Origin of the sequence: Nonomuraea sp. NPDC050733 (assembly GCF_040654215.1) — a bacterium.
Lineage (GTDB): Bacteria > Actinomycetota > Actinomycetes > Streptosporangiales > Streptosporangiaceae > Nonomuraea.
The window spans coordinates 68,930-82,981 of record NZ_JBFAHO010000022.1 but is presented as its reverse complement, the minus strand read 5'-3'; the positions used below and the strand labels follow the sequence as shown (position 1 = coordinate 82,981).

General features: G+C 72.8%; 15 protein-coding genes and 3 tRNA genes. 10 read left to right on the top strand and 8 right to left on the bottom strand.

The window, feature by feature from the left end; genetic code table 11:
- Nucleotides 1–612 carry a DUF305 domain-containing protein gene (locus AB0H64_RS28715; RefSeq protein ID WP_357630567.1) on the bottom strand — a complete coding sequence of 204 codons (612 nt, stop codon included), beginning with the start codon at nt 610–612 and terminating at the stop codon, nt 1–3.
- Between the two features lie 79 nt (nt 613–691).
- Between AB0H64_RS28715 and AB0H64_RS28710 the strand changes: the two genes are divergently transcribed.
- Nucleotides 692–2,056, top strand: coding sequence for a hypothetical protein (locus tag AB0H64_RS28710; RefSeq protein ID WP_357630564.1), 1,365 nt, complete (start codon nt 692–694; stop codon nt 2,054–2,056).
- Nucleotides 2,057–2,134: 78 nt separating this feature from the next.
- On the opposite strand, the gene AB0H64_RS28705 is transcribed toward AB0H64_RS28710, so the two are convergent.
- Genes AB0H64_RS28705 through AB0H64_RS28695 form a run of 3 tightly spaced genes read right to left on the bottom strand, consistent with a single transcriptional unit; the run spans nt 2,135 to nt 4,919 of the window.
- Nucleotides 2,135–2,965: an aminotransferase class IV gene (locus AB0H64_RS28705; protein ID WP_357630561.1), complete on the bottom strand. Its 831-nt coding sequence runs from the start codon at nt 2,963–2,965 to the stop codon at nt 2,135–2,137.
- The gene (locus AB0H64_RS28700) at nt 2,962–3,966 is read right to left on the bottom strand and encodes a chorismate-binding protein (RefSeq protein WP_357630558.1); all 1,005 of its coding nucleotides are present in this window, start codon (nt 3,964–3,966) and stop codon (nt 2,962–2,964) included. The genes AB0H64_RS28705 and AB0H64_RS28700 overlap by 4 nt, the downstream gene beginning before the upstream one ends.
- On the bottom strand, nt 3,942–4,919 hold the full coding sequence (locus AB0H64_RS28695) for a LysR family transcriptional regulator (RefSeq protein WP_357630555.1): 978 nt from the start codon (nt 4,917–4,919) through the stop codon (nt 3,942–3,944). Before AB0H64_RS28695 ends, AB0H64_RS28700 begins: the two co-directional genes overlap by 25 nt.
- 57 nt (nt 4,920–4,976) lie before the next feature.
- On the opposite strand from AB0H64_RS28695, the gene AB0H64_RS28690 reads away from it, so the two are divergent.
- The gene (locus AB0H64_RS28690) at nt 4,977–6,182 is read left to right on the top strand and encodes a Rid family hydrolase (protein ID WP_357630552.1); all 1,206 of its coding nucleotides are present in this window, start codon (nt 4,977–4,979) and stop codon (nt 6,180–6,182) included.
- Nucleotides 6,183–6,197: 15 nt separating this feature from the next.
- Here the strand turns inward: AB0H64_RS28690 and hutH are convergent, their stop codons facing one another.
- The gene (gene hutH / locus AB0H64_RS28685) at nt 6,198–7,748 is read right to left on the bottom strand and encodes a histidine ammonia-lyase (RefSeq protein ID WP_357630550.1); all 1,551 of its coding nucleotides are present in this window, start codon (nt 7,746–7,748) and stop codon (nt 6,198–6,200) included.
- Nucleotides 7,749–7,763: 15 nt separating this feature from the next.
- Entirely contained in the window at nt 7,764–8,480 is a 717-nt protein-coding gene (locus AB0H64_RS28680; protein ID WP_357630548.1) for a helix-turn-helix transcriptional regulator, read from the bottom strand.
- Nucleotides 8,481–8,586: 106 nt separating this feature from the next.
- On the opposite strand from AB0H64_RS28680, the gene AB0H64_RS28675 reads away from it, so the two are divergent.
- Nucleotides 8,587–9,336, top strand: coding sequence for an SDR family oxidoreductase (locus AB0H64_RS28675; protein WP_357630545.1), 750 nt, complete (start codon nt 8,587–8,589; stop codon nt 9,334–9,336).
- An 11-nt stretch (nt 9,337–9,347) separates the two neighbouring features.
- Here the strand turns inward: AB0H64_RS28675 and AB0H64_RS28670 are convergent, their stop codons facing one another.
- Nucleotides 9,348–10,097 carry a glucose 1-dehydrogenase gene (locus AB0H64_RS28670; RefSeq protein ID WP_357630542.1) on the bottom strand — a complete coding sequence of 250 codons (750 nt, stop codon included), beginning with the start codon at nt 10,095–10,097 and terminating at the stop codon, nt 9,348–9,350.
- 129 nt (nt 10,098–10,226) lie between these two features.
- Nucleotides 10,227–10,430 carry a hypothetical protein gene (locus tag AB0H64_RS28665; RefSeq protein ID WP_357630539.1) on the bottom strand — a complete coding sequence of 68 codons (204 nt, stop codon included), beginning with the start codon at nt 10,428–10,430 and terminating at the stop codon, nt 10,227–10,229.
- 127 nt (nt 10,431–10,557) lie between these two features.
- On the opposite strand from AB0H64_RS28665, the gene AB0H64_RS28660 reads away from it, so the two are divergent.
- The 7 genes from AB0H64_RS28660 to AB0H64_RS28630 all read left to right on the top strand — a co-directional run bounded on the left by AB0H64_RS28660 (nt 10,558) and on the right by AB0H64_RS28630 (nt 14,025).
- Nucleotides 10,558–11,031, top strand: a complete 474-nt coding sequence (locus tag AB0H64_RS28660) for a hypothetical protein (RefSeq protein ID WP_357630536.1) — start codon at nt 10,558–10,560, stop codon at nt 11,029–11,031.
- Nucleotides 11,032–11,065: 34 nt separating this feature from the next.
- Nucleotides 11,066–11,137, top strand: a tRNA-Gly gene (locus AB0H64_RS28655).
- Nucleotides 11,138–11,152: 15 nt separating this feature from the next.
- A tRNA-Cys gene (locus tag AB0H64_RS28650) sits at nt 11,153–11,223 on the top strand.
- A 7-nt stretch (nt 11,224–11,230) separates the two neighbouring features.
- Nucleotides 11,231–11,305 (top strand) — tRNA-Val (locus AB0H64_RS28645).
- Between the two features lie 475 nt (nt 11,306–11,780).
- Nucleotides 11,781–12,302 carry an RNA polymerase sigma factor gene (locus AB0H64_RS28640; RefSeq protein ID WP_357630532.1) on the top strand — a complete coding sequence of 174 codons (522 nt, stop codon included), beginning with the start codon at nt 11,781–11,783 and terminating at the stop codon, nt 12,300–12,302.
- Nucleotides 12,299–13,351 carry a CU044_5270 family protein gene (locus tag AB0H64_RS28635; protein WP_357630529.1) on the top strand — a complete coding sequence of 351 codons (1,053 nt, stop codon included), beginning with the start codon at nt 12,299–12,301 and terminating at the stop codon, nt 13,349–13,351. Before AB0H64_RS28640 ends, AB0H64_RS28635 begins: the two co-directional genes overlap by 4 nt.
- A gap of 239 nt (nt 13,352–13,590) precedes the next feature.
- A complete protein-coding gene (locus AB0H64_RS28630) occupies nt 13,591–14,025 on the top strand; it encodes a glutaredoxin domain-containing protein (RefSeq protein ID WP_357630674.1) in 435 nt (144 codons plus the stop codon).
- Nucleotides 14,026–14,052: the final 27 nt, after the last annotated feature.

Below are 14,052 nucleotides of genomic sequence, written 5' to 3'. Positions count from 1 at the left end.
CTACAGGCCGGGTAGCGCCTCCAGCGTCTTCCTCATGCGGGCGATCTCGATGCTCTGGCCCGCGTACACGTCTCGCGCCATGCGCCGCATGCCCACGTCGCGCCCGCCGGAGAGCTGCTCTCCCGCCATCCTCAGCGCGCCCTCGTGGTGCCTGATCATCAGGCGCAGGAACAGCCGGTCGAAGGCGGCGTCGCGGGCGGCGCGCAGCGCGTTCATCTCCTCCAGCGTCGCCATCCCGTAGCCCTCCGGGCCGTGCCGGTGGCCCGCGGGCACGGACCGGCCGAGGTTCGTCAGCCACGCCGTCATCACGCTGATCTCCGGCCGCTGGGCGGCGGCGATCTGCGCGGCGAAGCTGCGCACGACGGGGTTCCGCGTACGGTCCGCCACCAGCGACGTCATCTCCAGGGCCTGGCGATGGTGCGGGATCATGCCCTCGGCGAAGCGGACGTCGGCCGCGCCGGGCTCCCGGTCGGCCTGGCCGACGCGCTCCCCTGGCATGGCCGTCCGGTCCGGAGCCCCCGGCTCTCCTGGAACGATCACCGGCGCCCCCGTCCCCACGGCCGCCGGCCGCTCCGGCTGCTCGGCGCACGACGCCACGGCCAATATCGCCATAATTACGACAAGGTGCTGAACGAACCGGAATCGTGCTGACATAGCTTCCATACTCGGACACAAGACAAGAGGTACGTGCGTGATCTCTGCCAAGGCTCGGGGGGCGGTGTTGTGCGCGGTCGCCCTGCTCGTGTCCGCGTGCGGATGGGGACCGGACCCCGGCGGGTCCACATCGCGCTCCGGAGACACCTCACAGGGGTCGGGCGACGACGCCGTGATGACCAGCCCCAACGTCAAGCTCGTGGCCAACGTCCCGCGTTCGGCGCCGCTGAACAACGAGATGGACTGGAACACCGACCTGGCCTTCCAGGGAGACTACGCGTTCGTCGGCAACTTCGGCGGGTTCTCCGTCTACGACATCAGCGATCCGGCCAAGCCGAAGACGGTCAGCCAGGTGGCGTGCCCGGCCCAGCAGAACGACGTCTCCGTCCACGGCGACCTGCTGATCCTGTCAGTGGACGAGCCCCGTAGCGACGCTGGCTGCGACTCCGACGAGGACACGCGCGCCTGGGAGGGCCTGCGCATCTTCGACATCAGCGACAAGGCCCGCCCGAGGTACGTCTCGGCGGTGGCGACCGAGTGCGGCTCGCACACGCACACCATGGTGCCGCAGGGCGAGACGCTGTACGTGTACGTCTCCTCCCCGGGCTCCGAGTCGGACGCGGCGACCTGCACGCCGGACCACCAGGTCATCCAGGTCGTGGAGATCCCGACCAAAGATCCTCGGTCCGCGAGGGTCGTCGCGAAGCCGAGCATCTTCCCGCAGCGCCAGGAGGGCAGCGGCGGCTGCCACGACATCACCGCCTACCCGGAGAAGAAGCTCGCCGCCGCGGCCTGCTTCGGCGACGGGGTGCTGCTCGACATCTCCGACCCCGTGAACCCGAGGGTGCTTCAGCAGATCCGCGACGAGACCAACTTCCAGATCTGGCACTCGGCCACGTTCAACGACGACGCCACCAAGGTGGTCTTCAGCGACGAGCTCGGCGGCGGCGGCGCCCCCACCTGCGACCGGACCACCCCGCAGACCAAGGGCGCGAACGCGATCTACGACATCGTCGACGGCCGGCTGGAACGCCGCGGCTACTTCAAGATCCCCCGCGAGCAGCAGAAGGACGAGAACTGCGTCGCCCACAACGGCTCGCTGGTGCCGGTGCCGGGCAAGGACGTCATGGTGCAGGCGTGGTACCAGGGCGGCGTGTCGATCTGGGACTTCACCGACTCCTCCGCCCCCAAGGAGATCGGCTTCTTCGAGCGCGGGCCGTACCCGGACGGCGGCGACGACCCGGTGGCGGGCTCGTGGTCGGCGTACTACTACAACGGCTACATCTACTCCAGCGACATCCGCGAGGGGCTGGACGTCATCTCCATCGACGACCCGCTGACGGACCCCGCCAAGAAGGTCAAGATGGACGACTTCAACGTGCAGACGCAGAAGACGTACTGACAGCGGTCGTCGGCCCGGGGACGCCCGGGGCGGCCGTTCGCGCGGCCGCCCCGGGTGCGGGGCGTCACGGGCCGGGCGTCACGGGTCGAGGTCGCCGGCCGAGCGCTCGGCGAAGACCCGCATGGCCTTGGCCGTGATCGGGCCCGGCGCGATCGGCAGCTCGGTGTCGTCGACGAGCCTGATCGGCTGGATGTCGCGCGTGGTCGAGGTCAGGAACGCCTCCTCGGCCTCGTACAGGGCCGACAGCGGCACGTCGGCCTCCTCGCCGCCGCACCACTGGAGCGTCAGCGCCCGCGTGACGCCCGCCAGGCACCCGGACCGGAGGGTGGGGGTGAGCAGCCGGCCGTCGCGGACGATGAAGATGTTGGAGCCGGTGCCCTCGCACAGGTCGCCGGCCAGGTTGCCGAAGATCGCCTCGCCGCCGCCGCGCGCCTTGGCGTAGGCCAGGGCCTTGGCGTTGTCGCCGTAGGAGGTGCTCTTGACGCCGGCCAGCGCGCCGCGCTCGTTGCGCGGCCAGGGGACGACGGTGACGTCGGCCGTGACGGGGAACGGCTTCTGCTCGTCCACGATGACCACGGAGGTGGTGCCCTGGTCGCCGCGGTCGGAGCCGAGCGGGCCGGGGCCGCTGGTGTAGGTGATGCGGATGCGGCCGAGCGCCCACGCGGGGGCGGCGGCCAGGCACTTGCCGATGCCCTCGGCGATGGCCTCGACGTCGGGCTCGGGCAGGTCCATGCGCTGGGCCGAGAGCTTGAGCCGGTCGAGGTGCCGGGTGAGGGCGAACGCGCGACCATGGACGATCTTCACGGTCTCGAACACGCCGTCGCCGACCATGAGCCCGTGGTCGAACACCGAGACGGTCGCCCGCTGCGGGTCGATCAGCTCCCCGTTGACCCAGACAGGGATGTTCATGCAGTGCCTCCTGAGGATGCCAGTGAGATGAGCCTGGACGCCTTCAGCTCGGTCTCGAGCCACTCACGCCGGGGATCGCTCTCCCAGGTTATGCCCGCGCCCGTGCCGAACCGGATCTCGCCGGCGGCGATCCAGAACGTGCGGATGCCCACGGCCAGCGCCGCCCTGCGTCGGGAGGCGTCGACCCAGCCCACCGCCCCACAGTACGGCCCCCGGGGTTCGGGTTCGAGCTGATTGATGATCCGCAGCGCCGACGACTTGGGGGCCCCGGTGACCGAGCCGGGCGGGAACGTGGCCGCGAACAGCTCGGCCCAGCCCGCGCCGGGCCGCAGCCGGGCGCGTACCGCCGAGACGAGGTGGACGAGGCCGGGGTGCTCCTCGACCGCGCACAGCGACGGCACCTCGACGGAGCCGACCTCGGCGACCCGGCCGAGGTCGTTGCGGACCAGGTCGACGATCATGACGTTCTCGGCGCGGTCCTTGTCGAGCAGGTCGGCCGCGGTGGCGCCGGTGCCCTTGATGGGGCGTGACTCGACGACGTCGCCCTCGCGCGACAGGTACAGCTCGGGCGAGGCGGACACGACGGTCGTGCCGGGCACGTCGATCACCGCGCTGTACGGGGCCGGATTGCCCGCGGCCAGCCGGGCGGCCAGGGCGAGCGGGTCGGCGTCGTCCGGCACCGGCGCGGTCAGGACGCGGCACAGGTTGGCCTGGTAGACCTCGCCCCGCTCGATGTGGTCGCGGATGGCCTGGACGCCGCGCTCGTAGGCGGCCCGGTCGAGCGAGCTGCGCCACCGGCCGGGCGGCGGGCCGTGCCAGGGGCGGCGGGGCGGGGGCAGCGGCGCTGGACGGACGTGGTCGAAGCGGGCGCACGTCGCCTTGCCCTCGTAGTCGGCGACGACCGCCCACCAGCCGTCGCCGTCGAGCGCGGCGAGGTCGGTGGTCAGGTCGCGCAGGCCGGTGGCGAGGACACCGCCTACGTGGGCGAAGGAGTCGTGCACGGCTCCCATTGTCCCAGCAGCCGGAGGAACTCCAGCGCCGCGGGCAGCGGCGTCCCGGGCACGGCCGCGTACACCTTCCGCGCGGGAGCGGGGCCGCGCAGGGGGCGCAGCACGACGGCGGGCGGCACGCCGCGGGCCGCCAGCTCCGGTACGAGGGTGACGCCGAGCCCGGCCGCGACGAACCCGAACTTCCCCGTCCACTCCGCCACCCGCAGCCCGCCGCGCGGGGTGAACCCGGCGGCGGCGCAGGCCGCGGTCAGCAGCGTCGGCTGGCCGCGGGGCGCGGCCTCGATCCACGGCTCGCCCGCCAGCTCGCGCAGGTCCACGGCGTCCTCGCGGGCCAGCCGGTGCTCGCGCGGCAGCGCGACGAGCAACCGGTCCTCGCGCAGCAGCACGGCCTTCCCGGGACCGGCGTCATCCCCACGCGCGCCCTGGGGCTCGGCCCGTGGTGACTCGCGGAGGGTGAAGCCGGCGGGCAGGCCGGCCGGGTAATCGCTGATCACCGCGATGTCCAGCGCGCCCGCCTGGAGGCGTTCGACCAGCCGGGAGGTCAGCCCTTCCAGCACGCGCGGCTCGACGCGCGGCCGGGCACGGGCGAACCGCCTGAGCGTGCCCGGCACGAGGTCCACGTTGGCCGTGGCGAACGCGCCGACGCGCAGCGTGCCGCCGCTGCCGCCGTGGATCGCGGTCAGCTCCTCCCCCGCTCGTTCGAGCCGGTCGAGGACGGCGCCGGCGTGGCTGTGCAGCGCGTGCCCCGCCGGGGTGAGCCGTACGCCACGGGCCAGGCGCTCGAACAGCGGGCCGCCGGCGGCGCGCTCCAGCGCGGCGATCCGGCGGGAGACCGCGGACTGGGTGTAGCCGAGCAGCTCGGCCGCCGCGGTGAACGAGCCGTTGCGCGCCACCTCGTCGAACAGCCGGAGGGTGGCGGTGTCGAAGGCATTCGTGTCAGTCATGGCTGCCATGCAATGTAGTCGGTGGTGGAATCCCTCGCAGCCCGGTTCACTGGGCCCATGACTGCTTTCGAGGGAAAGATCGCTTTTCTTGGACAGGGACGGATGGGCGTCCCCATGGCCCGGCGGCTCGTGGACGCCGGCCACCAGGTGACGGTGTGGCGGCGCGGGACGGGCGTCACGGCCGCCGAGGCGGTGCGGGGAGCCGCGCTCGTCGTCACGATGCTGCGCGACCCGGCCGCGGTCCGGGAGGTGCTGACCGCCGCGCTGCCGGGACTGGCTCCCGGGGCGACGGTGGTGGAGATGTCCACGATCGGCCCGGAGGCGGTGCGGGAGCTGCGGGCGCTGCTGCCCGCGTCCGCCGGGCTCGTGGACGCGCCCGTGCTGGGCAGTGTCGGCCCGGCGGCGGAGGGGACGCTGACCGTCCTCGCCGGAGGGCTGGACGGACCCCCGGCAGGGGACGGGGCGGTGGTTGCCGGGCTGCGGGAGGTGCTGTCGGTGTTCGGGACCGTGCGCGCGTGCGGGCCCCTGGGCGCGGGCGCGGCCGTGAAGGTCGCCGTCATGAGCGCGATCGTCCCGGCCCAGGTGCTGGTCGCCGAGACCTTCGCGTACGGCGAGGCGCACGGCGTGCCGCGTGAGGCGCTGGCGGACGTGCTCGCGGGCACCCCGCTCGGCGCGGTGTCCGAGCGGCTGCGCGTCCCGTCGCGGGAGACCCGGTACGCGCTCGGGCTCGCGGCCAAGGACCTGGCGCTGGCGGCGTGGCCGGAGGCGTCGCTGGCCACGGCGGCCCGCCGGCGGCTGCAGGAGGCCGAGGCGGCCGGCCTGGGCGGGCGTGACCTCACCGCGATCGCCGGCCACGTCGCGGGCGCGCGGCAGGGGCGGCGGGCCGTGCCGCTGAACCCGCCGACGGTCCCGCCCACGAACGGCATGTACTCCCACGCCGTCCGGGCCGGCGACACCCTCTACGTCTCCGGGCAGGCCGCCCTCGACGAGCGGCACCGCGTGGTGGGCGAGGACGACATGACCGCCCAGTCGGAGCACGTCTTCCGGAGCCTGGAGCGCATCCTGGCCGACCAGGGGGCGACGTTCGACGACGTGACGTTCATCAGGACGTACCTGACGGACATGGACCGGCGGGCGGAGTACGGCGCGGTGCGGCGGAAGTACATCACCGGGACGCCGCCGGCGAGCGCCACCGTGGAGGTGCCCCGGCTGTTCATGCCGGGGCTGCTGCTGGAGGTCGACCTCATCGTGGCCCTGCCCTGACCCGGGCCGTGGAGGTCAGTCGAGCGGGCCCGTGACCGACTCCACGGCGCTGATCACCGAGCCGTCCGCCACCAGGCGGACCGCCGCGTCGATCTCCGGCGCCAGGAACCGGTCCGGCCCCGGGCCGGGCACCGTCTCGCGCAGCGCCTCGACCACGGCGGCCGTGGCCGGCGCGGGACGGAGCGGGGCGCGCAGGTCGAGCCCGCGGGCGGCGGTCAGCACCTCGACCGCGAGCACGCGCGTGAGACCGTCGACGGACCGGCGGAGCTTGCGCGCCGCCGACCAGCCCATCGAGACGTGGTCCTCCTGCATGGCCGAGCTGGGGATCGAGTCGACGCTGGCGGGCACGGCCAGCCGCTTGAGCTCGGAGACGATGGCGGCCTGCGTGTACTGGGCGATCATGTGGCCGGAGTCGACCCCGGGGTCGTCGGCCAGGAACGCGGGCAGGCCGTGGTTGCGGGCGACGTCGAGGAAGCGGTCCGTACGGCGTTCGGACATGGAGGCGAGGTCGGCGGCGACGATCGCCAGGAAGTCCAGCACGTAGGCGACGGGGGCGCCGTGGAAGTTGCCGTTGGACTCGACGCGGCCGTCGGCGAGCACGGCCGGGTTGTCGACGGCGCTGGCCAGCTCCCAGGTGGCGACGTTGGCGGCGTGGGCGATCGTGTCGCGGGCCGCGCCGGCGACCTGGGGGGCGCAGCGCAGGGAGTAGGCGTCCTGGACGCGGGTGCAGGCGTTGGGGTCGCGGTGGCTCTCCATGATGGCCGAGCCGGCCAGGATCCTGGTCATGTTGGCGGCGGCGCGCGCCTGGCCGGGGTGCGGGCGCAGCGCCTGCAGCTCGGGGGCGAAGACGCGGTCGGTGCCGAGCAGGGCCTCGACGCTCATCGCGGCGCTGACGTCGGCGGTCCTGACCAGGCGGGTGAGGTCGTCGATGGCCAGGATCAGCATGCCGAGCATGCCGTCGGTGCCGTTGATCAGCGCGAGCCCTTCCTTGGCCGCCAGCTCGACGGGCTCCACGCCGGCCTGCTTGAGCGCCTCGCCCGCCGAGGTGAGCCGGCCGGAGGCGTCGCGGACCGGGCCCTCGCCCATGAGGGCCAGCGCCACGTGCGCCAGGGGTGCCAGGTCGCCGGAGCAGCCGAGGCTGCCGTACTCGTGGACGACGGGCGTGATGCCCGCGCTGATCAGCCCGGCCAGCGTCTTCGCGGTGGTCGGCCTGATGCCGGTGTGGCCGGTGGCCAGCGTGTGCAGGCGCAGCAGCATGAGCGCGCGCACCACCTCGGGCTCCACCTCGGGGCCGCTGCCGGCCGCGTGCGAGCGGACCAGGGAGCGCTGGAGCTGGGCGCGCAGCGCCGGGTCGATGTGGCGGGTGGCGAGCGCGCCGAAGCCGGTGGAGACGCCGTACGCGGGGACGGGGCTCTCGGCCAGCTCGTCCACGCGCTGCCGCGCGGCCGACACCGCGGCGACGGCGTCGTCGGTGAGCTGGACGGCGGCGCCGTGGCGGGCCACCCGGATGACGTCGTCGAAGGTCAGGGGCTCCGGGCCGACGTTCACGACTCCGTTGTCGCGCATGGTGTTCTCTCTCGTTCAGGTAACTGGCGTATGCGATGTTAGCTCCTTACCGGAGAACAGCGCCGTCAGCCCTTCCCTGCCCGCTTCGGTCACGCTCACCGCTCGGGGGACCGGCCCCCTGGCGCACCAGCCGCGCTCGAACAGCACGGCGGTGATGGCGGCGCCCAGCGAGCCGCCGAGGTGGGCCCGCCGCTCGGTCCAGTCCAGGCAGTCGGGGGCGAAGCGGCGCCTGGTCCGGCGCGCCCCCTCGACGTCCACGCCCAGGCGGCCCAGGAGGCGTTCGCCCTCGGGCGTCACCTCTCCCCCGCTCAGGCAGCCGGCCTCAAGCAGGCCGTCGAGGAGGCCGACCCCGGCCCGGCCGGCCAGATGGTCGTAACAGGTGCGGGCCTCCTCCAGCATGCGGGCCTGGCGCGACTGGCGCAGGGACCGCACGGGCGGCCGTCCGCCGACCCTGGCCAGCACCTCCAGCACCTCGGCGATCTCGTGCCCGGCCAGCCGGTAGTAGCGGTGGCGGCCCTGCCGTACGACGTCGACGAGCCCGCCCTCCAGCAGGCGGGACAGGTGCGCGCTGGCGGTGGCGGCGCTCACGCCCGACATGCGCGCCAGCTCCCCGGCGGCCAGGGCCTGGCCTCCCAGCAGGGCCGTGAGGATGGCGGCCCTGGTCGGGTCGGCGATGAGCGCCGCGACGGGCGCGATGTCGGCGTCGGCCGCGACGTGCTCCATTGCTGCCATGTCTCGACCCTAGCGCCGGAATGTTTCGCCGCCGGACGAAGGATGCCGCCGCGGGGACCCGGCGGTTAGGCTCGAAGATCGTACGGCGAGTTCGGAGGTGTTCTCCTTGACGGCAGCGAACGGAGGGCGGGTGGCCCTCGTCACCGGGGCGTCCCGCGGGCTGGGCGGCGTGATCGCGCGGCGGCTGGCCGCCGAGGGGTGGGCCGTGGCGGTCAACCACCGCTCCAGCGCCGGCGAGGCAGGCGCGGTCGTGGAGCGGATCCGGGCGGACGGCGGCGCCGCCGAGGCGTTCGCGGCGGACGTCACGGACGACACGGAGGCCCCCGCCCTGGTGGAGCGCGTCGCCGGCCGGCTCGGGCCCGTGACGGCGCTGGTGCTCAACGCGACCGGCCCCCAGCCCGCCGTGCCCGTCGAGGACCTCACCTGGGAGGCGCACCTCGACCAGCTCCGGTTCTTCGTCAAGAGCCCCACCCTGCTCGTACGGGCGGCGCTGCCCGGCATGCGCGCGGCGGGCGGCGGCCGGGTGATCCAGATCGGCTCCGACATCGTCGACCGGGCCCTGCCCGGCATGTCCGCCTACACGGCGGCGAAGGCGGCGCAGTTCGGGCTCACCCGGACCTGGGCCCGCGAGCTGGGCCCGCACGGCATCACGGTCAACCTGGTCGCGCCCGGCTGGATCCCCGTCGAACGGCACGCCCACCACGGGCCCGAGGACATCGCCGCCTACCGGGACGACGTGCCCCTGGGCCGGATGGGCACGCCGGAGGACGTGGCCGCCACGGTGGCGTTCCTCGCCTCGGACGCGGCCTCGTTCGTCACCGGCGAGCGCGTCACGGTGAACGGCGGCCACACCTGAGACTGTGACGGTCAGATCTGGTTCATGCCGCCGTCGACGTACAGCTCGGCGCCCGTGACGAAGCTGCTCTCGTCGGAGGCCAGGAACAGCGCGGCCGAGGCGGTCTCCTCGGGCGTGCCCATCCGGCCGAGCGGCACCAGGCCCACCAGGGCTTCCCTGAGGCGGTCGGCCTCGTCCGGGGTGGGGACCAGGCCGGTGACGCCGGGCGTGTCGACGGGGCCGGGCGTGAGGGTGTTGACCCTGATCGCCCGGCCCCTGAGCTCGTTGGCCCACGTGCGGGCGAAGGAGCGGATGGCCGCCTTCGAGGCGGCGTACACGCTGAACCCCTCCTGGCCCCGCACGGCGGCGGCCGAGCCGGTCAGGATCACCGAGGCGCCGTCGTTGAGCAGCGGCAGCGCCTTCTGGACGGTGAACAGCGTGCCCCTGACGTTGGTGCCGAAGGTGTGGTCGAAGTGCTCCTCGGTGACCTGCTCCAGCGTCCTGAGCTCCCCGCCGCCGGCGTTGGCCAGCAGCACGTCGATGCCGCGGCCGCGCTCGGCGACGGCGGCGTAGAGCCGGTCGAGGTCGTCGAGGTCGGCGACGTCGCCCCGGACGCCCGTGACGTTCCCGCCGATCCCGGTCACCGCGGCGTCCAGCGCCTCCTGGCGGCGGCCGGTGACGAACACGTGCGCGCCCTCGGCCGCGAACCGCCGGGCCGCCGCCAGCCCGATCCCGCTGTTGGCGCCGGTGACGACGGCCGTCCTGCCGTCGAGCTGTCCCATGATCGTTCTCCTGTCGCGCGGCCGGCCCGGTCGTCAGCTCAAGGATGTCCCGGGAGCCGTTCCGCCCGGGTATGCGCCACGGCCGGCACGGGCAAAGAAGACGTCGTCATGCGGTGATCCCGGGCCGGCTCAGGCGCTGCTGGGGATCCGCCCGCCCGAGACCGACTCGACGAGCCGCCCCCAGTCCGGGTACGTCTCCGCCTTCCTCAGGTGCAGCGCCATGACCTTGCCGGCCAGCTCGGGGTCGAGGTCGTCCGACAGGCGCGCCGGCGCCAGCCTCTCCACCCGCGGGATGATCGTGTAGTCGCCCTCGATGTGCACCGGGTCGTGCATGTACCGCTCCAGCGCGTCCAGGTCCGCGATGCCGACGTCTGCCCGGAGAACGGCTTGCCCGGGGACACGTCCCGCGACCGGGACGCTTCGACGGCCGTTTGAACGCTTCAGGTGCACGATCGGCGGCATGACCACCGAGAACCCCGCACTCCTCATTGCCGACTCCGTCGACCGCTGCCTCGCTCTGGCCGAGACCTGGCTCGCCTGGGACAGCAGGCCCATCCTGACCGACGCCGACAACCTGTGGACCCCCTCCAAGGCCGCCCGGCGCATCCAGGACCACCTCATCGACCACCTCGCCGAGGTGGAAGCCCTGCTCGCCGGCGCCGCTCCGGCCCCCGACACCTGGCACGGCCGCACGGTGACGCTGGACGCCGACTGGGCCCGCTTCACCGAACTGGACCTCGCCGAGGCGCGCGCCCGCTGGCCCCGCCTCGCCCAGGCGTACGTGAACCGCTACGCGACCGTCCCCGACGCCTGGGACGTCCCCCGCGGCCCCAACTGGACGCTGCGCCAGATCGCCGAGCACGCCGCCACCGTCATCTGGTACGCGGAGCAGGTCGGCGACCTCCGGTTTGGGGACTCGGCCAGGATTCGCTAGAGTTCTCTCGTCACCGCAGCACAGCGGCGGCGACGCGGAAGTGGCTCAGTGGTAGAGCATCACCTTGCCAAGGTGAGGGTCGCGGGTTCGAATCCCGTCTTCCGCTCGGAGCTTCCGGCTCGGTGGAGTGGCCGAGAGGCGAGGCAGCGGCCTGCAAAGCCGTCTACACGGGTTCAAATCCCGTCTCCACCTCGGCAAAGGACGATTAGCTCAGCGGGAGAGCGCTTCCCTGACACGGAAGAGGTCACTGGTTCAATCCCAGTATCGTCCACCAGGTTACATAGCAGACCAGGTCCGACCTGGTCAAACAGGAATCATAGCCCCAGCTCACGGCACAGGCCGGGAGCCTGGGGCTTCTTGTTGTTCGGGGCTGATCATGGTTGTTGTCAGCACGGGTGCTGACATTGTGCTGACCCCCTGACAGTCACTTCTCCCGGCGAGGGGGTGACGTAGCTCCGGCCTGGGCCGACGATCGCGGAGTCGAGCAAAGTGCGGCGAAGCTCCAGCGGAGGTATCGATCATGAAGTTGACGTTCCTGGGCAAGGAGACGACCGGGGATCAGTCCCCAGCCCCGTACGCCACCGACCGGGGCACCATACAGGTGTTGGAATGATCTGCCGGGGGTGAATACGAATCAGGGGAACGGCGAAGTAGGCGTGTCCATGGTTCTTCTTCGAAGGGCAGGCATGCCAGCTCCCCCTCCGCAGTCGGCTCCGCCAACCGCTGAGACCGACGCACAACTCATCGAGGTGTCACTACGCCGTCCTGAGCGGTTCGGTGCGCTGTTCGACCGGCACCACGAGGCCATCCACCGCTACGTACACCTCCGTCTCGGAGAATCGGTGGCGGACGACATCGCCGCGGAGACGTTCCTGCGGGCCTTTCGCAGCCGTGCGCGCTACGACTTGTCCCGCCCCGATGCCCGGGCCTGGCTGTACGGCATCGCCTCCAATCTGGTGGACGGTCACCGGCGCGCCGAGGCCCGCAGGTACCGCGCCCTTGCCAGGAGTGCCGAGGTCACCGACGTCGTGAGCCACGACGAGCGTGTGGTCCAGCGGGTGGCGGCTGCCGTCATGCAGCCGCACCTGGCCGCCGGTCTGGCCGCGCTCTCACCCGGTGACCGGACCGTGCTGCTGCTGGTGGCCTGCGCTCAGCTCACCTATGAGGAGATCGCCGAGGCGCTCGGCGTCCCGCGCGGCACCGTCGGCTCGCGGCTCAACCGGGCCCGCAGGAAACTCCGCACGTCCATCACCATCGAGGAGTCGTCATGACCGATGACCTGCAGGAGATCAAGACGTTCCACGACGCGCTGTCCGGCCCGTCCGCCTCGGCCACCGCCAAGGCGAAGGACTTGCTCGCAGCCGAGGCGGTGGCGGAACGAATGCCTCATAACGGCTCTGGCAAGCACCGCCTCCTGCTGAGGACGGCCGCGGTCGGCCTGGCGGCGGCCGTCGCCGCAGTCGCCTTCCTGACCGGTGCCGACGGTGGTGCGACCCCGGCCAACGCGGCGGAACTGCTCCAGGAGGCGGCCACTGCCGCCGGTCGGCAACAGGAGCCACGGCCGGGCCAGATCCTCTACGTCAAGCGCACGGACGAGAGCAGAATGACCGTATGGGGTCGCGACAGCCGTTCGGAGGTCACTCAGGAGATCAACCGCGAGTACTGGATTCCCGTCTCCGATCCCGACGGCGCGCTGACCCGTCTCACCTACGGCAAGTCGCGCGTGCGCACCGGCCAGGTCCCGGCGAGTATGGAGACCCCCGGCACAGCCGAGTTCCAGCGCGCCGGGAAGTGCGCCGTGAACGTGCTCTCGCCGACCGGTGGCGGCAAGCTGCCCGCCGACCCGGACCAGTTGCTCACCCGGATTCGCGCGGACGCCGAGGTCTCGGTCAGGAACGAACGGCCTGAGCCCGGCGCGGCGCCGCGCAGCGAGGAGCAGATCGAGGGGCTCGTCGAGCGCACGGTGATGAGCCGTCTCGTCACGCTGGCCGCCAACCCCTTTCCCGGTCCCGGCCTGCGTGCGGCGGTGCTCAGCGCGCTGTCCCGGATGCCCAACGCCACCATGCGCATCGACCTCACCGACCTGGCCGGACGAAAGGGCGTCGGCGCCTTGATCAGGTATCAGGGCCCAGAAGGATGGGAGCGCGCCGAATTGATCTTCGAGCCCGGCACCTACCGTTTCCTCGGCCACAGTGTCCTGCTCGAGCCGCCGGGCGGTGGCCCGGAGGGGCAAGGCCTTGCCACCGCAGTACTGGAAACCAAGATTGTCAACGCCATGCCGAAGATCCCGATCGACGCCTCAGAAGCGGTGACCTGCTGAGCGCCGAACGCCGCATCGCACGCCCAGCCTCCTCGACAGCAGAAGGCGACCGCGGCCCAGGGCCCGCGCAAGACCGGGTTACTCGCAGGCCCGGCTCCCGACTTCAGTGACGCCAGACCTTGTTGTCCCAATCCCCTGGATGCGAGGGATCGCCCGCCCCGCCGCAAGCTCAGCGCTTCGTGTTCACGTCCGGGTCCGTGATCCGTCGCGTCATGTCACCGATAGCCTGTCTCATCGTGATGCGTGCCTGGGGCCTGCCGATGCTGTTCGTGGTCAGCGGTGTCGTGGTGGCGACCGCGCGGATCGCGGAGGGGTCCCCCGGCGCCGCCGTCGTGGTGGTGGCAGCGTTCCTGGGGCTCGCCTGGCTGTACTCCCCGCTGGCGTTCCCCAGGTCGATCGGCGCGGTGGAGGCGCAGCGGCGCAGCGCGGCCGACGGCCGGCCGGTCGTCTACTGGCGGCCGGGCTGCAAGTACTGCCTGCGCCTGCGGATCCGGCTGGGCCGCGGCGCCCGCCGGGCGCACTGGGTCGACATCTGGCGCGACCCGGCCGGAGCGGCGGCGGTGCGGGCGGCCACCGGCGGCGACGAGACGGTGCCGACCGTGGTGCTGGCGGGCAGGCCGTACGTCAACCCCGATCCCGGGTGGGTGCGCGGACAGCTTCCTCCATCCGCCTGACCGGAGATCCGCCTGACCGGAGATCGC